Here is a 20,698-nt window from a genome sequence, read left to right as displayed (position 1 = left end):
GACCAGCGAAAAAGGTGCGCACCCTGCGGGTGCGCACCTTTTTTGGTGGATCCAGGGACAGCCGCAGCTATTCGGGCCGGCTGCCCGGGATCTTGCGGTGGGTCTTGCGTTCCGCTTGCGGCTCGTGCTCCTCGATGTACTCATCGACGGCGTCCGTGCCGTAGGCCTGCGCCTGGCGCTTGGCGGCCAGGCCGCGCAGGATCTCGATACCGATGGGGATCACCGAGACCAGCACGATGGCGATGAAGATAATGTCCAGGTTGTCGCGGACCCACGGAACCTTGTCGCCCAGCAGGTAGCCGAGCAGGGTCACGCCGCCGCCCCACAGCAGGGCGCCGATGACGTTGTAAAGGAAGAACTTCCTCCTGCTCATCTGCGCCACGCCGACGATCACCGGGACGAACGTGCGGATGATGGGCACGAAGCGGGCCAGGATCAGGGCCTTGCCGCCGTGCTTCTCAAAGAAGGCATGCGCATTCTCCACGTTTTCCCGCTTGAAAAGCCGGGAATTGGGCTTGTTGAAGATGGCAGGGCCGGCCTTGGAGCCGATGAGGTAGCCGGTCTGGTTGCCGATGATGGCCGAGACCGCGACCAGCAGGGCCAGGAGCCAGATATTGAACTTGATGGTGTCCGTGGCCACCAGCAGGCCCGCTGTGAACAGCATGGAGTCGCCGGGAAGGAAGAAACCCACCAGCAGGCCCGTTTCGGCGAAGACGATCCCGCACACCAGCAGGACCACCCAGGGGGCGAGGGCGGGGTCGGCCAGGAAGACCTGGGGGTTCAGCCAGTCAGGCAGGAACGAAGCCATTTTCGGCTGCACCGGTCCCGCACCGCCCAGCATGGACACAGCGAGGTCACTCATCACAGGAAAGTTCACTCCTCAAGGGTACTTGACGGGCCTGCGGGACCTCCGGCGGTAAGGTAGGGGCCGTGGGTTTGGACTTTACGGCGATCGACTTCGAAACGGCCAACGGCTTCCGCGGCTCTCCGTGCTCGGTGGGGCTGACGAAGGTGAGGGGCGGGAAAGTGGTCGGGGAGGCCTCCTGGCTGATGCGCCCGCCAGCAGGCTACGACCATTTTGACTACCACAACGTCCGCATCCACGGCATCACTGCAGCCGATGTTGCCAACGCCCCCCGCTTCGGCGAGCTGTTCCCGGAAATCGGAGCCTTCATCGGTGACGACGTGCTGGCGGCCCACAATGCGGCGTTCGACCTGGGCGTGATCCGCTCGGCGCTTGAGGTGTCGGGCCTGCCCGGTCCGGCCTATGACTACGTCTGCACCGTGATGCTGTCACGCCGCTGCTACTCGCTGGTCTCCAATTCGCTGCCGTTCGCCGCCGAGGAAGCCGGCGTACCGTTGGTCAACCACCACGACGCCGCCGAGGACGCCCGTGCCTGCGCCGGGATCCTGGTCGACATCGCCGGGCGAAACGGCGCCAACAGCCTCGCCGAACTCTACCTGTCGCTCGGCCTGGCCATGCCGCGCCAGCAGGCGTTCGATCCCGCCACCGGCGACCTTTCAAAGCCCAGCCTGGCGGCCCTCGCCGGGGCATCCGGCAACGGCGCCGCCCTGGTCCAACGGTTCCAGTCCGGCTGGCCGGAGGAAGGGGCGAACCCGGAGCCCAACCTGGATGCCGAGCCGGGCCACCCGCTCTACGCGCAGACGGTGGTGTTCACGGGACAGCTCTCCATCGACCGTCCGGAAGCGAAGCGGCGCTCGGCCCGCTGCGGGGCACGGACGGAAAGCCGCGTCACCGGCCGCACCACCGTGCTGGTGGTGGGGGACGGGTTCGTCGCCTCCGACCTCCGGTCCGGACGGCTCACCGGCAAGGCCCGGCGTGTGCTGGAACTGCATGAGCGGGGACAGGCCATCGAAGTGCTCTCCGAGGGTGAGTTCCTGCAGATGGTGGGCGGCAGGGACATGCCGCACGGGCCGCAGGCCGCCGCAACGGAGACGCGGGACGGCGCCTGCACGGCTGCCGTCAGTGCCTGACCGTCAGTGCCTTACTGACGTGCAGGGCCGTTCGGATATGACCGCGCGGGGGGACGTTGCCGCAGGCTGCAGCACCATCAGCCTTCCCCGGTAGTGACCTTCACCAACTGATCCGCCATGCCCCGGACCACCTCCGGCCCCTCCAGGGCCGCAAGCCACTCCGCCGGCAGTCCGGCCTCCCCGTACAGGGCTCCCAGGATGTTTCCGGCCAGCGAACCGGTGGTGCCGCTGGCGGCGCCGAGGTTCACGGCCAACGCCACGGCGTCCCGGAAGTGCCGGTCCGGCTCCGTTTCTCCACCGGCAGCCGGTGCCGTGGACAGGACGGCGTAAAGCGCGACGGCGAGTGCTTCCTCAGCCAGCCTTCCCTCACCCAGGGCCTGGACGGGTTCTTCGGGGCCTGCCTCCTGCTTGCCTGGGTCCCGCTTGTCAGCGAGCCGCAGAGCCGCTTTAAGCCTCTGGGGGAGTTCGGGGGCCACATCCGGAAGTTCGGCTGCATGGGCGGTGACAGCGGCAGCCGCGTCCGCCAGGGCCGCGCCGGACACCAGGCGGTGGATTAGGAGGCTGAAGATCCCGGCACTCTGCCTGGCGGACGGATGGCCGTGGGTCAGGGAGGCGGCATCGGAACTCAACTTGTAGACGGCGTCGGACGCAATATGCGGAACGAGTCCGAACGGCGCGGAGCGCATCACCGTGCCAACGCCTTTCGCGCCCGGGTTCACCGGGCGGACGGACGTGCCCATTTCGCCGCCGGCGAGGCCGGAAATGCACTCCTGCTCCGGATGCCGCCGCTGCCGGAGCACTTCCTGGCCGTCGATCCAGCGGGGCTGGGGCATGGGCGCGGACGGCCCGGCGTCTTCGCCCTGGGAAGCCAGCCACCGAAGGTAGGCGAGCCAGAGGCAGGCGTTCACATCGGCGCCCACACCGGAGTTTGCCCATTCCAGGGCCTCCACCAGGCCGTCCACGGTGTAGAGGGTCAGCTGGGTGTCGTCGGAGAAGCGGGCCGGCCCGGATGGGTCGTCGAATACACCCAGGCCTCCCGGCTCTCCCGGGCCGGAGCGTCCGCGGGCGCCGGGGGCCGCGCCGGCTTCCACGGAATAGCCCAGCGCATCCCCCAGGGCGCCACCCAGGAGGCAGCCGTGGATACGGGACGCGAGGGTGGGTGCGGGAATGCCGTGCTCGGAGCTCATGGAGTAAATTTACCGTCCGCCGCAGCCCGCTCCGGACTCAACGCCAAAGCCGACGCCGAACCCAGGGCCGCGACCAACCCTGTGCCCTGTTCCCGGCCATGCCGGCGCCGGAAGCCACGCCCGCGGCCTGGCCTGCCGTCCAGCAAACGTACAGCCTCCGCTGGCATACTGCTCGGGTTGCCCGGTGCCGGTACCACTGGCCGGCGGCAGTCCCGCAAGCACCAGATTCCCAGACGCAAAGGTCCCATTATGAGCACCCCTGTCTCCGCCCGCGACGCACTGGAGCCCGGCACCACGGCCGCCGGGCACGGCGCTCTGCTGCCCCGCCTGGTGGCCGAGGCCTTTGGCAGCCTCTTCCTGGCGGTGGCCGGACTCGGCGTGCCGCTCTTCAGCATTCCGCAATCCAGCCCCGTGCCGGCGGCGCTGGCTGCCGGACTTGCCATTACCGCCGCGATGCTCGCCTTTGGGCACGTCTCCGGCGGACACTTCAACCCGGCCATAACCCTGGGGCACCTGCTGGCCGGCAGGATCCGGGCCGGCGCGGCGGCAGCGTACACGGCGGCCCAGGTGGTGGGGGCCCTGGTGGGCGCGCTTGCCCTGTTTGGAGTCCTCCGCACGCTGCCCGGTATTGCGGACAGCCGCACGGCTTTCGACACGGTGGCCGCCGGCTTCGGCGAGCACTCCATCATCCAGGCGCCGCTGGCCGCGGTCGTGCTGCTGGAACTGTTGGGGGCTGCGATCATCGTGGCGGTCTTCCTTGGCGCTGCGGGCCGTGGCGACGGCAACCGGACCGTGCCGGCCATCGCCGTCGGCCTGTCCTTCGCGGCGCTCCTGCAGCTGGGCCAGTCAGTGGGAAACCTGCCCTTCAACCCCGCACGTGCGGTTGCTTCCGCCGTGTTCAGCTCCGGCTGGGCAGTGGAGCAACTATGGGTCTTCCTGGTGGCGCCGCTGGCCGGTGGCGCCATTGCTGGTCTCGCGTTCCGGATCACCGCGGGCGCGGGGTCGGCAGCCACTGCCGGTGACGGTTTCGACGCCGGCAGTGCGGAACCGGGAGCGGCAGACGGTGACGTTGTGGACCGCGAAGAAGAGGACAGCGAAGGGGCAGAGGCATCTTCCGCCGGCAGCAGCCGCCCGGACATTGCCATGCCCGCGGCGTCCACCTCCGGCACGCCGGCCCGCGGGGACGGAAGCCGCAGCGTCAGCGAGGCCCAGGAATTCTTCGACGGCAAACGGTCCTGACCGCTGCGCCACGCGGCGCTTTCCGGGACTGTCAGTGGTTGCCGATAGCTTAGGGATATGCGGTTACTTCACACTTCCGACTGGCACCTTGGCCGTTCCTTCCACGGGGTAGGCATGCTGGATGCCCAGCGGGCCTTCATCGACCAGTTGGTGGCGGCCGTCGAGCGGGACAATGTTGACGTCGTCCTGATCGCCGGTGACGTCTACGACCGGGCGCTGCCTGGCGTGGATGTGGTGCACCTGCTCGATGACGCCCTCGTCAGGCTGACCGGCACGGGTGCCCAAGTGGTGCTGACCAGTGGAAACCATGACTCCGCCATCCGGCTGGGTTTCGCGGCGCGGCTGCTGGAGCGGGGCGGCGTGCACCTCCGCACCAAGGTGGAGGAGCTGCACCACCCGCTGCTTCTGCCGCTGGGACCGGATCAGGGCGGGAAGGAAGCAGTCCTGGCGGTCTACGGCATCCCGTGGCTTGAACCGCGGCTTGTCGCAGACCAGCTGGGCACGGACACGGCAAGCCACTTCGAGGTGACCCGCGCCGCTGCCGCCCGAATCAGGGCGGACATCGCGCAGCGCGCGGAATCCGCCACGGTACAGTCCGTGGTCCTCGCCCACACTTTCGCCAGCGGAGGCATCAGTTCGGACAGCGAGCGGGACCTCAGCATCGGCGGCGTCGGCGCGGTTCCGCTGGATCTGTTCGACGGCTTCAGCTACACGGCGCTGGGCCATCTGCACGGCCGCCAGACACTCTCCCCTTCAGTCAGGTATTCGGGATCGCCCGTGGCTTACTCCTTCTCGGAAGCGACCCACCAGAAGGGTGGCTGGCTGGTGGACATTGGAGCGGACGGCGTCACCTCCGTTACCGAGGTTCATTGGGAGGCGCCACGTTCCCTGGCCGTGCTGCGCGGAACGCTGGCGGACCTCCTGCAGGATCCATCCCACGAATGGGCCCAAACCGCCTACTGCCAGGTCACGCTGACCGACGCCCAGCGGCCTGCCTGTGCCATGGAGCGGCTCCGTGCCAGGTTCCCGGACACCCTGGTCCTCGCCTTCGATCCGCAGGGTGCGGCCGCTACAGCGCAGGCAAGCTACAGCACCAGGCTGGCAAGCGCCCCGGATGACCTCGCCGTGTGCTGCGGCTTCCTGGAGCACGCCCGGGGACGGGCCGCGGACCAGGCCGAAAAGGCTGCGCTCGCAGCCGCCCTGGACAACGTCAGGCTGCTGGAGGCATCACGGTGAGGATCCACCATCTCCGGATAACAGCGTTTGGGCCCTTCGCCGGAACCGAGGACATCGACTTCGACCGGCTGAGCGCCCACGGCCTGTTCCTGCTGAACGGTCCCACCGGCGCCGGCAAGACCAGCGTTTTGGACGCCATCTGCTTTGCCCTCTACGGCTCCGTGCCCGGTGCCCGTCAGGACGGCAAACGGCTGCGCAGCGACCATGCCGAACCCGGGCAGGAGCCAGCGGTCACGTGTGAATTCTCCGCCCAGGGCCGCCGGTTCGAGGTGACCCGCTCCCCGGCCTGGGAGAAGCCCAGTGCCCGGGGGAAGAACGGCTTCACGGTCCAGCAGGCCAAGACGCTGCTCCGCGAACGGACAGGCGGAGCCTGGGTGGAGAAGTCTGCCCGCAACGATGAGGCGGGCGCGGAGATCATGGCCCTCCTGGGCATGGACCGCGAACAGTTCACCCGGGTGGTGATGCTTCCGCAGGGGGACTTCGCTGCCTTCCTTCGCTCCAAGGCGGCCGACCGGCTGGACCTGCTGCAGAAACTCTTCGGGACCCAGCGGTTCGAGGCGCTGGAACAAGAACTCGCGCGGCAGGCTGCGGCCGCCCGCGAGGACGTCGCTGCCCTGTCCGCGCAACTCGGCGTCCTGGCCTCGCGTGCTGAAGCCGAAGCCGCTCCGCTTGAACTTCCCGACGACGGGGCCCCGCCGGCGGCCGACATTCCCGGACGCCTTGAATGGCTCCAGGACGCGGTTTCCCGCCGGCTGGCGGAGTTCACGGACCGCGCCGCGGCTGCGGACGCGGAAAGCCAGGACCGCCGCAGGGAGGCGGACCGGGAGGCGGCGAGGCATGAGCGCCACCGCAAACTCCAGGCAGCCGCCGCACGCCAAAGGGCCGTTGAAGAACGCGCCCCGGAGCTGCAGGAGCTCTCATCCCGGCTCGCCCGGCACCGGCAAGCGGAGGTCCTGCAGGGGCAGCTGCGGGCTGTGGACGCCGCCGGCGCCAAAGTTCACAGCGCCGAAGCCGCCGCCGAATCTGCCCTGACGTTACTCCGCCTGGCCGCAGGGGACGGCGGAGAACTGGCCCAGCTCGGACTGGAGGAGCCCCCCGCAGCCGCTGCCGCCGCAGCGCGGGCGTTCCCCGGGGAAGCAGACTCGTCCGCCGGAATTATGCCCGGAGCTGCCGGGGAACTGGGACGCCTGCGCTCGCTGCTGGCCGTCGTCGAGGCCCGCATCCCGGACGAAGACAAGCTCCAGGACCTGCGGAAGAGGCATCGCGGCCTCGCTGCCAGGCAGGACGGGCTTCAGCGGACGGTGGAGGAACTGGCCGACCGTCCGGCGCAGCTGCAGGCGGAACGCGAAGAGCTGACCCACGGCATGGACCGGCTGGAGGCCCGTTCCGTGGAGGCGGCCCTGCGCCGCAAGGAAGCCTCAGCGGCAGCGGAACTGCTGGATGTGGTCAGGCGGCACGGGACGGCGCTCACGGCCAGGGACCGGGTCAAGGCCCGCCATGGCGACTCGCGGGACGGGCTGTTGGAAGCAAAACGCCGTTGGCTCGACCTGCGGGAGGACCGGCTCGCCAATGCGGCATCGGAGCTGGCTGCCAAGCTGGTTGCCGGGGAACCCTGCCCCGTCTGCGGCAGTGGGGAGCATCCCGGCCCGGCCGACGCAGGCGGGAATGGCCCTGGCCTGGCCCAGGAGGAGGAACAGGCCCACAGCGCGTACGAGGCTGCCGAGGCAGCGCATGCCCTGGTTGCCCTGGAGCTCTCACAGGCGGAGCAGGAGGTGGCGGTCCTCGCCGGACAGGGTGGGACAACACCCCTGGACGACGCCCGGGCCGGGGCGGACGCTGCGCTTCAGGCAGCGGAGGACGCCGAGCGGGCGGCTGGGGAGCTGCTGGACAGGCGCCGGCGACTGGAGGCCGTTGACGCCGGCATCGTGCAGGCGCGGGCAGCGCTCTCCGAGGCCGAGGCGGAACTCTCCCAAACCACGGCGTCCCTGGCCGAGGTCGCCGGGCAGGCAGCGTCACTGGACAGCGCCCTCTCCGGCCTGCGCGGCAACCACAGCAGCCTGAACCGCCGGCTGAAGGCTCTTGAAGATGCCGCAGCGGTACTGGCCAAGGCCGTGGACGCCCAGGCAAAACTGGACGCCGCACGGGTGCAGGCTGCGGAGGCCCGTGAGCACCTGGACCAGGCACTGCCAGCTGCCGGCTTCGCCACCGCCGGCGAGGTCCGCGCCCAGCTCCTGGACGCCGCCGGGGCCGCCGCCGCGGAAGCCGCGATCAGGGCGGCGCAGGACGAAGCCGCCCGCGTGGCCGGATTATTCGAGTCCGAGGACATTGTGCTGGCACAGGCTGAGGCCGCCGACGGCTTCTCCGCGGACGAGGAACGGCTGGCAGCGCTGGCCGCCGCGGCCTCCGCTGCCCAGGCTGACGCCCGTGAGGCGGACCTGGCCGCGGGCATGGCCAGCCGCTGCCTGGCGTCGCTGACCTCCCTCGCCGCCGAATACGGGGCCCTGGTCCGTTCCTCCCGGGAGCCGGCGGAGCGCGCCCAGATGCTGACGCGCCTGGCTGACGCCGCGGCCGGCCGGGGTGAAAACACCTACCGGATGAGCCTGAACAGCTACGTCCTGGCTGCCCGGCTGGAGCAGGTGGCCCTTGCCGCATCCGAACGGCTGGTGGCCATGAGCGACGGACGGTACTTGCTCCAGCACACTGACGCCAAGGCGGCCCGCGGCGCCAAGTCAGGCCTGGGGCTTGAAGTCGTGGACCAGTGGACAGGCTTCCGCCGCGACACCTCCACCCTGTCGGGCGGCGAGTCCTTCATGGCATCGCTCTCGCTCGCCCTGGGACTGGCGGACGTTGTGCAGCAGGAGGCGGGCGGAGTGGAGATCGAGACGCTCTTCGTCGACGAGGGATTTGGCAGCCTGGACGAACAGTCCCTGGAACAGGTCATGGATGCCCTTGAAGGCCTTCGCGACGGTGGCCGGGTCGTGGGGCTGGTCAGCCACGTCGCCGAGATGAAACAGCGGATCGGTACGCAACTGCAGGTCCTCAAGAACCGTAACGGCTCCACGCTGCGGATCTCGGAGAGCCTGGACACCCTCCTCTGAGCCGGACCGATATAATCCAAAGTGTTACCGGGTTGCGCGCATCGGGAGGAGGGACGATGCGCACCAATTGAGCGAGCCCGGAATTGACACCACACAACACTCCTTCACCCATCTCCAGCGCCCCGGCGCCGGCCGCCACCAACGCTGACGGGCCACGCCCGCAAGCCGTGCAGGGGCCAGCACGGGGACGTTTTTCCCGGCTCCCACTCCTGGCCGGCCGCAGCTTCATTCCGCTGGGACTGTTCGCCCGGCTTCCCCTGGCGATGCTGACCGTCGGCACCCTGACCCTCGTCACCTCGGTCAGCGGCTCCTTTGCCGCCGGCGGCTCAGCGGCAGGTGCTGTGGGCATTGGTTCTGCGCTGGGCGCTCCCTTACTGGGTGCTTTGGCGGACCGGCGGGGACAACGGCCCGTCCTGCTTTTGGCCGCGGTGCTCAACACGGCAGCGGTGATGGCCCTGGTCTTTGCCGCGATGGCCACGGCAGCCGGGGATTTCCCGCCCGCCGTCCTCACGGCTGCCTTCGCGGCCGGCGCCTCCTGCCCCCAGGTGGGGCCCCTCGCCCGGGTCCGCTGGATGTCCCTGACGGCCAGCGGCGCAGGCGCGGGGGAGACCCGGGGAGATGGCGGCCGGGACCTTGATGCTGCGCTTTCCTATGAGAGCACCGCCGATGAGGTAACTTTCGTGCTCGGACCGGCCCTGGTGGGAATCCTCGCCAGCCTCGTGGCACCGTGGCTGCCGCTGGCACTGGCAGCTGCGATGACCATCACCCTCGTCCCGGCCTTCGCCGTGCATCCCACCCACCGGGCCGTGCCTGTCACCCGTGCCCGCAACGTGAAGCGCCGGCGCTTCGCCCGCACCGCCAGGCTGCCCTGGGCGGTCGCGCTGCCTGTCCTGGCAATGGTCTGCATGGGCACATTCTTCGGTTCAACCCAGGCTGCGTTGAGCGCCTTTTCCGCGCAGCTGGCCGGGTCGGAGATTGCCGGACTGCTGTATGCGGTCATGGGCCTGAGTTCGGCGGCCGCGGCGCTGTCCGTGGCCTACTGGCCCCGCCGCCTTGGCCCCGCGCTGCGGTGGGTGCTCTGCGCGGCCCTGATGGCCGGGCTGGCGTTCCTGCTGCTGGTCCCGTCGTCGCTGCCCATGATGGCCCTCGTTCTGCTGGTCCTCGGACTCCCGGTGGGGCCTGTCATGGTGACCGTCTTCGCCGTCGGCGGCACCCTTGCTCCCGCCGGCCGGCTGAGCACGGTGATGACGGCGCTTGCCAGCGGCATCGTCGCCGGAACCGCCCTCGGATCCTCCATCGGGGGCCAGCTGGCCCAGCTTCACGGGCCTGCGGCGGCATTCCTCGTCCCGGTCGGTGCAGCCGCGGGGCTGGCGCTGCTCGGCGCGGGAGCCGCCGTCGTGCTCTCCCGGAAGGCCTGAAAGAGCGGTTCCCACCGGGTGGGCCGGCCCTTCCCAGCTGTCAGGCGAGCTGGCTTTCGATCCTCGCCGCACTTTCCGCGATGGCGCTGCCTACCGTTTCCGGCGTGTGGGCCGAGCGGATATACACCACGGCCAGGGCCGCCGGCCGCCCGCCGGGCACCCGGATCGGGGCTGCCAGCGAAGACACCCCGGCGATGACCTCGTCATGGCTGGCTGCGTAGCCCTTCCGGCGTGCTTCCGATGCTTCCGGCCGGTACTGAATCCCTGTTTTCAGCCGGTCCCACTCCGTTTCAGAGAGGGCAGACTGGATAGCAATGCCCGGCGCCCCGGCGTTGATTGGGTGGCGGGTGCCCGGGTGCTGGGCCACGGTGGCCCCGGAGTGCCGGGGCTCCACGGTGACCAGCGTGATGCAGTCGTGGTGGTCCCACACTGCCACGAAGGCCGTCATGTCCAGGGAGTTCGCCAGCTGGGTGAGTTCCGGCAGGGCAGCGCTTTGCAGGTTCCGCGAGACGCCGCGGGCCAGGACGGCGAGGCCGGGGCCCGGCTGGACCCGCCCGGCATCGTCCCGCACCAGGAGGGAGTGGTCTTCCAGGGTGCGCAGGATCCGGTAAGCCACGGAGCGGTGGACCCCCATGGCGTCGGCCAGTTCGGCGATGGTCAGCGGGCCGGGGGCGGCCGCCAGGATCTCGAGGGCGCGGATACCACGGGACAGGGTCTGCGACGGCGAAGCCTGGGCCGGGGCACCGGTGGTCCGGGCTGCAGCTGGAGGAGTCATGGTGTCCATCCTAGGTTGCCGCCCTCCGGGCGTGACGCTTGTCTCATTGCACGGCGGGGCGGTATTGTCCTCTATACGAACTAACAGTTCCAATATAGAACTTCTTCTCCGCGGCTGTGGCCGCACATATCCCCATCCCGTGTTACGCATCACAAATACGTAGTACCCTATCGACTAACTGACCGTTCTGTCGGTAATTCTGAAGGCGTCCGGGCGGCCATGCTGCCCAATAAACAATGGAGTTTCAATGACCACACCTTCCAAGGTGGACACCCCCGCCGGCCCCAGTACCCGGCAGGAGGAACGCAAGGTCCTCGCAGGCACCCTCGTCGGTACCACGATCGAGTGGTATGACTTCTTCATCTTTGCCCAGTTGACGGCGACGCTGCTGTCGCCGCTCTTCCTGGCACCGCTGAACGAATCCAACCCGGGCCTTGCCCAGATCCTCTCCTTCGCCCTGATCGGCATCAGCTTCCTGTTCCGTCCGCTGGGGGCCGTGATCGCCGGACACCTGGGCGACCGCCTGGGCCGCAAGGCAATGCTGGTGTTCACCCTGGTGATGATGGGCGCCGCAACGGCCCTCATCGGCGTTCTTCCCACCTACGCACAGATCGGGGCATGGGCTCCTGTGCTGCTGATCCTGCTGCGCGTCATCCAGGGTTTCTCAGCCGGTGGTGAATGGGGCGGTGCCGCCCTGATGGCCGTGGAGCATGCCCCCATCAGCCGGCGCGGCCTGTTCGGCGCGTACCCGCAGATCGGCGTGCCCGTGGGCATGATCCTGGCCACCGGCCTGCTGTTTTTCCTCAACACCGGCATGTCCAAGGAAGACTTTGCCGCCTGGGGATGGCGCGTGCCGTTCCTGCTGTCCATCGTCCTGATCGTGGTCGGCTACCTGATCCGCCGCGCCGTGGCGGAGAGCCCGGTCTTCCAGGAAATGGCCCTGCGGAAGAAGGAAAGCAAGGCCCCCCTGGGTGAGCTGATCCGGAACCACAAGCTGCCCGTCCTGTACTCCACGCTCATCTTCATCGGCAACAATGCCGCCGGCTACCTGCTGATCGCCTTCTTCATCTCCTATGCCACCAAGACGCTGAAGATGCCCACCCCGCAGATCCTGCTGGCCACCACGCTGGCCTCCTTCGGCTGGCTGATCTTCACCCTCGTGGGCGGCTGGCTCTCCGACCGCATTGGCCGCGTCAAGACCTTCCTGATCGGCTACGCCATCGTCTTCGCCTGGATGATCCCGATGTTCGCGCTGATCGACACCAAGGACATCATGCTCTACGGCGTGGCCCTGTTTGTCCTGACGATCGGCCTGGGCCTGTCCTATGGTCCGATGTCCGCCATGTATGCCGAGATGTTCCCCGCCAACGTCCGGTACTCCGGCATTTCCATTGGGTACGCCTTCGGCGCCATCCTGGGCGGTGCCTTCGCGGCAACCATTGCCGAAACCCTGCTGCAGTCCACCAAGTGGGCCGGTTCGATCGGCATCTACATCATGGTCCTCTGTGTCATCTCCGCCGTCGGTGTTGTCCTGGCCAAGGAGACCAAGGGCCGCCCGCTCGGCGTCAGCAGCCACCACTGACCTGACGGCGCAGGCCCACCCACCGCCCATTGGATAGGTGGGCCCTCCCATGAAGCAGCAGGCCCGGACCGCCTGGTCCGGGCCTGCTGCTGTGCCTGGCCGTTCAGGCGGACAGAAATCGCACCGCGTCGTCGTCGGTCAACTGGCCGAACTGGCGGTACCAGCTGCCCACCGCGCGGAACTTGCCGGGCAGGTGCAGGCAGACCACGGCATCGCACACCCGCTCCAGCGACGCCTCGGCGTCCACCGATCCCACGGGCGCGGCGGCCACTACGGCAGCGGCACCCTCTTCCCTCATCGCTTCGACGGCGGCACGCATCGTGGCGCCTGTGGCCAGGCCGTCGTCGACCAGGATGACTGTCTTGCCGGAGACGTCCAGGTCGGCACCCGGATAAAGCTGTACCCGGCGGAGGAGTTCGGCGCGTTCGCGCTCCTCCACGCCGTCCAGCTGTTCCTGGCCAACGCCGTGCTCACGGACACGTTCCAGCAGGGGCCGGTTAAGCAGCCGGACCATCCGGCCGCGTGCCCAGGCGAGGGCGCCGTACGCCGTCTCCTCGTGCCCGGGGATTCCCAGTTTCCGCACCAGGACGGTGCCAAGGGGCAGGCCCAGGGCCTGGGCCGCTGCGGCCGCCACGGGGATGCCGCCGCGGGCGAGGCCAAGCACAACTGTGTCCTGACGTCCCTCGAACCGGGCCAGGGCGCCCGCCGGCCGTGCGCCGGCCTCCGTGCGGTCCTCGAAACGCGTACCCATCTGTCCCTCCCGGCACTGCAGCCTGCCCTCAACATACTCCTGCGCACGCTGCCATGCTCCGGCAGCGCCGGGCCGGTCAGACCGCCAGGAACGAAATAGCGGCCTGCTTGAATGCCCGGCTGGTGATGGCGTTGGTGTGGTTACGGCCCGGGAGGAGCAGCTGCTCGGCCATGGAACCGGCGCCGCGGGCCAGCTCGGCAAGCCGGGGCAGGGTACCGGCCCGTTCGTCCTTGTCACCCGCCACCAGCAGCATTGGAACGTGGGGGACCGCCTCGGCGGGATCGTAGGGCTCGGCCTTGATGGCTTCCACCAGGGACAGCAGGGCGAAGATGTTGTTCCCCGGCAGCAGCAGCGCCATTTTCAGGAGCTGGGCCGTGGATTCGTCCTTGATGGGCGTGCCGTCTGCCAGGTAGTCCTGGGCGGCGATGAGGTCGAACCCGGCCAGCGGATCCGAGTCGTTGGGCCCGCCGAGCACCACCCGGTGCACCAGCTCGGGCTGGGTCGCCGCGAACTCCCAGGCGAGCCGGGATCCCAGGGAGTAGCCCACCACGTCCAGGCCGCTGGAAGGGTCGCCGTCCTGCAGGGGGCGGGCACCGGCGTCGAACGCCGCCTGGAGCAGGTCCGCCCGGATCCGGCTGGGGGAGTAGGAGTCGCGGTCTTCAGGAGCTCCGCTGCGTCCGTGCCCCGGAAGGTCCACGGTGATGACCCGGCGGCCGGCGTCCAGCAGGGCCGACACCCAACCGGTGTCCTCCCAGTTGAGCTTGGAGGACGAGGAAAAGCCGTGCAGCAACAGCACCGGCCGGAGGCCTGCATCGGTGGCAGGGTCATGGACCGCCACATACAGCTGCGGGTCGGTGCCTTCGACGGTGTGCGCCTGCTGCTGTCCGGTGTGCCTGCCGCTCATGGTGTCAGTTTCCCCAATCAGGTACGGCGCCTGGGCTGGCCCGGCGCGTCGGTGCGTCTTGCTGGAAAGGTACGATCCACTCTACCTGTTGGCGGCTTGCTTCCTGCCGGTCAGCCGGGCCCCGGCGGCGCACGCTGCAGCGATCCCGGCGATCAGTGCGAACGTGCTGAAAAGCTGGACCCGGCTGGCGTCCGCACTCAGGCCGACGGCGAAAATCAGGCCCAGCAGGACCAGCCCCAGGATGGTCAGGCCGGGGAATCCCCTCATCCGAAGGGGCAGTGCGGTTCCATCCCGGGTGGCACGCCGCCGCAGGATCAGCTGGGACACCAGGGCGCTGCCCCATACCACCAGGCAGGTGGACCCCACCAGCTGGAACAGCGCCGGCAAGATCCGTTCCGGGAACAGCAGTTCAAGGACCGTGGCGATGAAGCCGAACGCCACCGACACTGCCACGGCGGGGAGGGGCACGCCTGATCGGTTGAGCCGGGTCAGGACCCGTGGCGCCTCGCCACGCTGGGCAAGGGAATAGGCCATGCGGGAGGCTCCGTAGAGATTGGCGTTCAGTGCAGAGAGGAGCGCGACGACGGCCACCAGGGTGATGGCGGTGGAGGCACCGGGGATCCGTGCGGCGTCCAGCACCCCGGCAAAGGGTGAGGAAAGGCCTTGGGACGTGGCGGGGAGGACGGCGGCAATGACGAAGACCGAGCCGATGTAGAAGACCAGGATGCGCCACACCACGGTGCGGATGGCCTTGCCTACGCTGCGTTCAGGATCTTCCGTTTCAGCAGCTGCCACCGAGACAATTTCGGTCCCGCCGAACGCGAAAATCACCACGAACAACGCAGCCGCAACACCCCCCAGGCCCTGGGGTGCAAAGTTGCCCGTGAGGTTCTGCATACCCGGCGAGGCCACTCCGGGCAGCAGGCCAAGGAGCAGTGCTGCCCCCACGGCAAGGAACAGGACAATTACAGCAACCTTGAGGATGGCGAACCAGAACTCGAACTCCCCGAAGTTGCGGACTCCGGCCAGGTTGACGCCGGTGAACACCACCATGAAGAGCAGCGCCAGCGCCCACACCGGAACCACCGGCCAGACGGAGAACAGCAGGCCGGCGGCACCCAGAGCCTCCGCGGCGATCACCACCACCAGCTGCAGCCACCACAGCCATCCGATCGTGGCACCCGCCGTCCGTCCCAGCGCCCGCTGGGCGTAAACGGAGAAGGCCCCGCTGCTCGGATTCGCCGCCGCCATTTCACCGAGCGCCCACATCACCAGGATGATCAGTGTTCCAGCCACCAGGTAGGAGATGAGGACTGCCGGGCCGGCTGCCTGGATGCCGGCGCCCGATCCCAAGAACAGCCCGGCGCCGATGGCACTGCCGAGCCCCATCATGGTGAGTTGGCGCGGCTTCATGCTGTGCCTGGTGGCGGTGGGGGGGGGGGGTCTGAGGCGGGGCGGATGTGGTCCGGTCAGACTTCATCGTCATAAGGATGGGCACCTTCTGGGGCTTGGTTCGATGGTTCCGGTCCGGGAGGGTCCGGAGGTCCTTGTGGGACCTCTTGAATTTACCGTCTCCGGTCCGGCGCCAAAAACGGGGGAAGGAGCCGGCCCCGGCCCGAAGGCGGACTCATAGGGAGACGGATGGGCAGGCCACCTTCGGCGGCTGCCAAAATCCCCGGCGGAAATATTTCCTTTTCCGGTCCTGCGCCCCGTAGAATTAGTTTTGGTCAAGTTGACCATAACTAGCGTACGGCGGCCCATCCGGCAGCCGGGGATGGCGAAAGGCGGTGGACCGCTTGTACTACAGCTCGGCGAATGTTTCCGAGCGGCAGGCCGCGCCGCCGTCGCTGGCCATCTCCACGGTGATCTTTGCGCTCAGGCCCAGCGAAACCTCCGGCCGCCCCACCCTGTGGCTTCCCCTGGTCCGCCGGATCCGTGAGCCTTTCAAGGGAATGTGGGCTCTGCCCGGAGGCCCGCTCAGCCACGATGAATCACTCCAGGACGCCGCCGCCAGGAACCTCCGGGAAACCACGGGCCTGGCGCCCCGCTACCTTGAGCAGCTGTACGCCTTTGGCGGCCTGCACCGCTCACCCACCCAGCGGGTGGTTTCCATCGTGTACTGGGCCCTGGTCCAGCCAACGGAGGCTGCGCTCGCGGACGAGTCAGAGAATGTCAGGTGGTTCCGCGCGGACCGGCTCGGCGACCTGGCGTTCGACCACAACGCCATCGTGGACTACGCCCTCTGGCGGCTGCGCAACAAGCTTGCCTACGGGTCCGTGGCCTACCACCTGCTGGGCGAGTACTTCACCCTGGCCCAGGTCCGCGAAGTCTACGAAGCAGTCCTTGACCGGCAGCTGGATCCGGCGAACTTCCGCCGGCAACTCAAATCCACCCCGGAAATCGAAGAAACCGGGGAGTACCTCCAGGGCGGCAAGCACCGTCCGCCACGCCTCTACCGCTTTACCGGCCGGCCAGGCCTTGACCCAGACAACAGGAGCACACCATGAGCAGCGTCAACACGGCAATCCAGCTGATCACGCGCGAGCAGGCCGAAAAGGGCGCAGCGGCCGAACGCAGTACCTGCAGCCCGGCGCTGGCCAAGGGCCCGTGGGACTATGACCTGGCCGAGGCACTCGCCGGTGTGCCCGCGTACGGCCCCGGCGCTTCCAGCGCAGACCCCGCCCCGGCCTCCACGCCGCGCCAGGGCCAGCTGCCGGACGAGTACAAGCTGGCCAGCGACGCCGAACTCGGCGAGCGGATCAGGGCCGCCAAGGCCGCGCTGGGGGAGCGGGCCGTCATCCTGGGCCACTTCTACCAGCGCGACGAAGTGATCCAGTACGCGGACTTCGTCGGTGATTCCTTCCAGCTCGCCAACGCCGCATTGACCCGGCCGGACGCCGAGGCCATCGTCTTCTGCGGCGTCCACTTCATGGCCGAGACCGCGGACATCCTCTCCACCCCGGAGCAGGCGGTCATCCTGCCCAACCTCGCCGCCGGCTGCTCCATGGCGGACATGGCGGACGAGGACTCGGTGGAGGAATGCTGGGAGCAACTGGCAGAGATCTTCGGCACCGAGCCCGACGCCGACGGCCGGGTTCCGGTCATCCCCGTCACCTACATGAACTCCTCTGCCGCCCTGAAAGCGTTCTGCGGTGAACACGGCGGCATCGTCTGCACATCCTCCAACGCCAGGACCGTGCTCGAGTGGGCGTTCCAGCGCGCACAGCGGGTGCTCTTCTTCCCGGACCAGCACCTGGGCCGCAACACCGCGAAGGCCCTGGGCGTCCCCCTGGAGCAGATGCCCATGTGGAACCCGCGCAAGGACCTGGGCGGCAATGACGAACAGGCGCTGCTGGATTCCCGGGTCATCCTCTGGCACGGGTTCTGCTCCGTCCACAAGCGCTTCAACGTGGCCCAGATTGAGAAGGCCCGCGCGGACTTCCCCGGCGTCCAGGTCATCGTGCACCCCGAATGCCCCATGGAGGTGGTGGACGCAGCCGACTCCGCCGGTTCCACGGACTTCATCAAGAAGGCCATCGCCGCCGCCACCGAGCCGACGACCTTCGCCATCGGCACCGAGATCAACATGGTGAACCGGCTTGCCGCCGAGTACCCGCAGCACACCATCTTCTGCCTGGACCCGGTCATCTGCCCCTGCTCCACCATGTACCGCATCCACCCCGGCTACCTGGCCTGGGTGCTGGAGGAACTGGTGGCCGGCCGCGTGGTCAACCGCATCACCGTGGACGACGACGTGCAGGCCAACGCCAGGACGGCGCTCGAGCGCATGCTCGCTGCGAGGCCCTGATGACGCGCCGACTCGCCGTCGTCGGAAGCGGCATCGCCGGGCTCTACGCCGCGCTGCTGGCTGCCGATGCCGGCGCGGACGTGGTGCTGCTGACCAAGGGCACGCTGGACAACAGCAACACCTGGTACGCGCAGGGCGGCATTTCGGCGGTGTTGGATGAGCCAGCGCCGGGGGACACCGTTGCCGCGCACATCGCCGACACGCTCCGGGCCGGTGCCGGCCACTGCAACGAGGATGCCGTCCGGCTGATGTGCACGCAGGCGCGCCAGGACATTGCGGGCCTCCAGCGCTACGGGGTGGCCTTCGATGCGGGGGATGAGGGCACCCGACGTGAAAGCAAAGGGAACGACGGCGGCCCGGCGCTTGGGCTGGAAGCGGCCCACAGTGCCCCGCGCATCCTGCACGCAGGAGGCGACGCCACGGGTGCGCGCGTCGCCGGCGCGCTCATCGAGGCCGTGCTGTCCCGGCGGGACGAAGGCAGGCTCACACTCCTCACCGGCGCCTACGCCAACGCACTCGTCATCCGGCACGGCCGCGTGGCGGGAGTCGACTACCTGCACGCCGGCGAAACCACCTGCCTTGAGGCGGACGCCGTCCTGCTCGCCACCGGCGGAGCCGGGCAGCTCTTCGCCCAAACCACCAACCCCGCCGTTGCCACCGCCGACGGCCTGGCGCTCGCCGTCCGCGCCGGGGCAGCCACGGCAGACCTGGAGTTCTTCCAGTTCCACCCCACCTGCCTGGCCAGCGCAGCCACCGCCCACCCGGACAGGCTGGACGGGCCACTGCTGATTTCCGAAGCCGTCCGCGGCGAAGGCGCCGTCCTGCTCGACTCCAGCGGCCGGCGCTTCATGCAGGCGTACCACCCCGACGCCGAACTGGCCCCGCGCGACGTCGTCTCCCGCAGCATCGCCCTCCACCTCGCCAAACTCGGCGACCCCACCGGGCACGTCTACCTGGACGCCCGCGCCATCGAGGAGTCCAGGGGCGCCGGCTTCCTCCAGCAGCGCTTCCCCACCCTCACCCGCAGGACCCTCGAAGCCGGCATCGACTGGACCCGCGAACTGGTCCCCGTCGCCCCCGCCGCACACTACTGGATGGGCGGAGTCGCCACCGACCTCTCCGGCCGCACCAGCGTCCCCGGCCTCTACGCCGCCGGCGAAGTTGCCTGCACCGGCGTCCAAGGGGCAAACCGGCTGGCCAGCAACTCCCTCCTGGAGGGACTCGTCTTTGGCCGCCGCGCTGTTGAAGACTTCCTCTCCGGTGACTACGACGGCGGTGCTTGGGTGGCGCCTGACGGCGCTCCTCCGCGTGCCGGCTCGGCCGCGGGCGGCCTCCCCTTGACGCACGCTTCCGGAGCACCCTCAGGCGCCGAGGTTCGTCCCGGTGTGGGTGCCGCTTATGAAGGGCAAACAGCGGAGCGGTCAGGTGCGCCAGGCGGGAGTTGGCCGTCCAGCTTCGGTGGGGGAGAAGGTGCCGGAGAGCCCTTTTCCCGGGAGGCCCTTCGGCGGTTGATGACTGCCCGTGCCGGGGTGCTGCGCTCCGGGGAACTGTTGGCTTCGGCCGCCGGCACCCTTGCCGCCTGGGCCGCCGTCGTCCGTCCTGATGCTGACCCGAACTCCGCTGATCCCCTGGCGTACGAGGACCGGAACCTTTTGCTGGCCGCGCAGCTGCTCGTCTCTGCTGCGCTGGACCGGACCGGATCCCTGGGCGCCCACTACCGCAGCGACATCCGCGAAGAATCCGACCGTCCGTCCCCGCTCCGTCCGAAAGCGAGCCTGCTCCATGACTGAACCCGCCGTGATCGACCAGGCGGCCGCCCTGCGCCCCGCCCTGGACCTCACCCTTCCGTCCGCGCCCGTACGGGAGATCCTGGAACGGGCCTTCGCCGAGGACGCACCCTCCGGGGACATCACCTCCCAGCTGCTCATTCCGGCCGGCGCCACCGCCACCGCCGTCCTCAACGCCCGGGTCCCCGGCGTCTTCAGCGGGGCCACCGTGTTCCGGGACGCAATGCAGCTGGTCGACCCCGCTACCCGCGTGGAGCTGCTCGTGGCGGACGGGGAATCGTTCGACGCCGGCACGCACCTCGCCCGGGTCAGCGGCAGTGCGCGTTCGGTGCTGCTCGCGGAACGGGTGGCACTCAACCTGGTCCAGCGGATGTCCGCGATCGCCACCAGGACCGCCGAGTTCGTGCGCCTGGCCGGGGGTACGCGCGCCCGGATCACCGACACGCGCAAGACAACCCCGGGCCTGCGCATCCTGGAACGGTTCGCGGTGCGGTGCGGCGGCGGTTCGAACCACCGGTACAGCCTGTCCGATGCCGTCCTGGCCAAGGACAACCACCTCGCCGTGATGACCGGCGGGGACCCGGCGAAGCTCACCGCCCTCCTGCTGGCCGCCAAGGCACAGCTGGGCCACACCACGCACTTCGAAGTGGAAGTGGACCGGATGGACCAGATCGAACCCGTCCTGGCCGCCGGCGTGGACACCATCATGCTGGACAACTTCACCGTGGAGGAGCTGAAGGCCGGGGTGGCCCTCATTAACGGCCGTGCCACCGTGGAGGCCAGCGGTAACGTCAACCCCGGCACCGTCGCGGCCATCGCCGGCACAGGCGTGGATGTCATCTCCGTGGGTGCCCTCACGCACTCGGTCGCAGCCCTGGACCTGGGCCTCGACGTGGAACTTGCCGCCGGGTGACGCTG

General features: G+C 69.1%; 16 protein-coding genes. 10 read left to right on the top strand and 6 right to left on the bottom strand.

The features are described 5' to 3' along the window. Positions 1-67: 67 nt before the first annotated feature. On the bottom strand, positions 68-862 hold the full coding sequence (locus PUN71_RS03365) for a DedA family protein (protein WP_277797357.1): 795 nt from the start codon (positions 860-862) through the stop codon (positions 68-70). A gap of 68 nt (positions 863-930) precedes the next feature. Here PUN71_RS03365 and PUN71_RS03360 point away from each other — a divergent pair, with 68 nt between their 5' ends. Beyond that, positions 931-1,995: a 3'-5' exonuclease gene (locus PUN71_RS03360; RefSeq protein WP_277797356.1), complete on the top strand. Its 1,065-nt coding sequence runs from the start codon at positions 931-933 to the stop codon at positions 1,993-1,995. Positions 1,996-2,072: 77 nt separating this feature from the next. On the opposite strand, the gene PUN71_RS03355 is transcribed toward PUN71_RS03360, so the two are convergent. Further along, entirely contained in the window at positions 2,073-3,182 is a 1,110-nt protein-coding gene (locus PUN71_RS03355) for an ADP-ribosylglycohydrolase family protein (protein WP_277797355.1), read from the bottom strand. Between the two features lie 249 nt (positions 3,183-3,431). On the opposite strand from PUN71_RS03355, the gene PUN71_RS03350 reads away from it, so the two are divergent. From PUN71_RS03350 to PUN71_RS03335, 4 genes are all read left to right on the top strand, one after another. Beyond that, positions 3,432-4,421: an MIP/aquaporin family protein gene (locus tag PUN71_RS03350; protein ID WP_277797354.1), complete on the top strand. Its 990-nt coding sequence runs from the start codon at positions 3,432-3,434 to the stop codon at positions 4,419-4,421. A gap of 57 nt (positions 4,422-4,478) precedes the next feature. Then, positions 4,479-5,657, top strand: a complete 1,179-nt coding sequence (locus PUN71_RS03345) for an exonuclease SbcCD subunit D (protein ID WP_277797353.1) — start codon at positions 4,479-4,481, stop codon at positions 5,655-5,657. Next, positions 5,654-8,755: an AAA family ATPase gene (locus PUN71_RS03340; protein WP_277797352.1), complete on the top strand. Its 3,102-nt coding sequence runs from the start codon at positions 5,654-5,656 to the stop codon at positions 8,753-8,755. The genes PUN71_RS03345 and PUN71_RS03340 overlap by 4 nt, the downstream gene beginning before the upstream one ends. A gap of 83 nt (positions 8,756-8,838) precedes the next feature. Next, on the top strand, positions 8,839-10,173 hold the full coding sequence (locus PUN71_RS03335) for an MFS transporter (RefSeq protein ID WP_502859919.1): 1,335 nt from the start codon (positions 8,839-8,841) through the stop codon (positions 10,171-10,173). A 40-nt stretch (positions 10,174-10,213) separates the two neighbouring features. Here the strand turns inward: PUN71_RS03335 and PUN71_RS03330 are convergent, their stop codons facing one another. Beyond that, positions 10,214-10,948: an IclR family transcriptional regulator gene (locus PUN71_RS03330; protein WP_277797351.1), complete on the bottom strand. Its 735-nt coding sequence runs from the start codon at positions 10,946-10,948 to the stop codon at positions 10,214-10,216. A 247-nt stretch (positions 10,949-11,195) separates the two neighbouring features. On the opposite strand from PUN71_RS03330, the gene PUN71_RS03325 reads away from it, so the two are divergent. Further along, positions 11,196-12,530 (top strand): MFS transporter, encoded by a 1,335-nt coding sequence (locus tag PUN71_RS03325; protein WP_277797350.1) that lies wholly within the window; start codon positions 11,196-11,198, stop codon positions 12,528-12,530. 103 nt (positions 12,531-12,633) lie between these two features. Here PUN71_RS03325 and PUN71_RS03320 read toward each other — a convergent pair whose 3' ends face one another. The 3 genes from PUN71_RS03320 to PUN71_RS03310 form a co-directional block, all read right to left on the bottom strand. Further along, on the bottom strand, positions 12,634-13,281 hold the full coding sequence (locus PUN71_RS03320; protein ID WP_277797349.1) for a phosphoribosyltransferase: 648 nt from the start codon (positions 13,279-13,281) through the stop codon (positions 12,634-12,636). A gap of 76 nt (positions 13,282-13,357) precedes the next feature. Then, positions 13,358-14,185, bottom strand: coding sequence for an alpha/beta fold hydrolase (locus PUN71_RS03315; RefSeq protein WP_043453320.1), 828 nt, complete (start codon positions 14,183-14,185; stop codon positions 13,358-13,360). An 81-nt stretch (positions 14,186-14,266) separates the two neighbouring features. Continuing rightward, positions 14,267-15,598 carry an amino acid permease gene (locus PUN71_RS03310; RefSeq protein WP_277797348.1) on the bottom strand — a complete coding sequence of 444 codons (1,332 nt, stop codon included), beginning with the start codon at positions 15,596-15,598 and terminating at the stop codon, positions 14,267-14,269. Positions 15,599-15,981: 383 nt separating this feature from the next. On the opposite strand from PUN71_RS03310, the gene PUN71_RS03305 reads away from it, so the two are divergent. From PUN71_RS03305 to nadC, 4 genes are read left to right on the top strand one after another with little or no spacing between them, the layout of a single operon-like run. After that, entirely contained in the window at positions 15,982-16,692 is a 711-nt protein-coding gene (locus tag PUN71_RS03305; protein ID WP_205622266.1) for an NUDIX hydrolase, read from the top strand. Beyond that, on the top strand, positions 16,689-17,993 hold the full coding sequence (gene nadA / locus PUN71_RS03300; RefSeq protein WP_277797347.1) for a quinolinate synthase NadA: 1,305 nt from the start codon (positions 16,689-16,691) through the stop codon (positions 17,991-17,993). The genes PUN71_RS03305 and nadA overlap by 4 nt, the downstream gene beginning before the upstream one ends. Beyond that, the gene (locus PUN71_RS03295; RefSeq protein ID WP_277797346.1) at positions 17,993-19,783 is read left to right on the top strand and encodes an L-aspartate oxidase; all 1,791 of its coding nucleotides are present in this window, start codon (positions 17,993-17,995) and stop codon (positions 19,781-19,783) included. Before nadA ends, PUN71_RS03295 begins: the two co-directional genes overlap by 1 nt. Further along, a complete protein-coding gene (gene nadC / locus PUN71_RS03290) occupies positions 19,776-20,693 on the top strand; it encodes a carboxylating nicotinate-nucleotide diphosphorylase (RefSeq protein WP_277797345.1) in 918 nt (305 codons plus the stop codon). Before PUN71_RS03295 ends, nadC begins: the two co-directional genes overlap by 8 nt. The last annotated feature ends 5 nt before the right edge of the window (positions 20,694-20,698 follow it).

It is taken from the genome of Arthrobacter sp. NQ7 (assembly GCF_029581595.2).
Taxonomy (GTDB): domain Bacteria; phylum Actinomycetota; class Actinomycetes; order Actinomycetales; family Micrococcaceae; genus Arthrobacter; species Arthrobacter phenanthrenivorans_B.
This window is presented reverse-complemented; position numbering and strand designations above follow the sequence as displayed.

What these genes read in the sequence shown, in the direction of transcription:
- PUN71_RS03365 (WP_277797357.1), bottom strand. Translation starts at nt 862, where the DNA reads ATGAGTGACCTCGCTGTGTCCATGCTGGGCGGTGCGGGACCGGTGCAG.
- PUN71_RS03355 (WP_277797355.1), bottom strand. Translation starts at nt 3,182, where the DNA reads ATGAGCTCCGAGCACGGCATTCCCGCACCCACCCTCGCGTCCCGTATC.
- PUN71_RS03350 (WP_277797354.1), top strand. Translation starts at nt 3,432, where the DNA reads ATGAGCACCCCTGTCTCCGCCCGCGACGCACTGGAGCCCGGCACCACG.
- PUN71_RS03345 (WP_277797353.1), top strand. Translation starts at nt 4,479, where the DNA reads ATGCGGTTACTTCACACTTCCGACTGGCACCTTGGCCGTTCCTTCCAC.
- PUN71_RS03330 (WP_277797351.1), bottom strand. Translation starts at nt 10,948, where the DNA reads ATGACTCCTCCAGCTGCAGCCCGGACCACCGGTGCCCCGGCCCAGGCT.
- PUN71_RS03325 (WP_277797350.1), top strand. Translation starts at nt 11,196, where the DNA reads ATGACCACACCTTCCAAGGTGGACACCCCCGCCGGCCCCAGTACCCGG.
- PUN71_RS03320 (WP_277797349.1), bottom strand. Translation starts at nt 13,281, where the DNA reads ATGGGTACGCGTTTCGAGGACCGCACGGAGGCCGGCGCACGGCCGGCG.
- PUN71_RS03315 (WP_043453320.1), bottom strand. Translation starts at nt 14,185, where the DNA reads ATGAGCGGCAGGCACACCGGACAGCAGCAGGCGCACACCGTCGAAGGC.
- PUN71_RS03310 (WP_277797348.1), bottom strand. Translation starts at nt 15,598, where the DNA reads ATGAAGCCGCGCCAACTCACCATGATGGGGCTCGGCAGTGCCATCGGC.
- nadA (WP_277797347.1), top strand. Translation starts at nt 16,689, where the DNA reads ATGAGCAGCGTCAACACGGCAATCCAGCTGATCACGCGCGAGCAGGCC.
- PUN71_RS03295 (WP_277797346.1), top strand. Translation starts at nt 17,993, where the DNA reads ATGACGCGCCGACTCGCCGTCGTCGGAAGCGGCATCGCCGGGCTCTAC.
- nadC (WP_277797345.1), top strand. Translation starts at nt 19,776, where the DNA reads ATGACTGAACCCGCCGTGATCGACCAGGCGGCCGCCCTGCGCCCCGCC.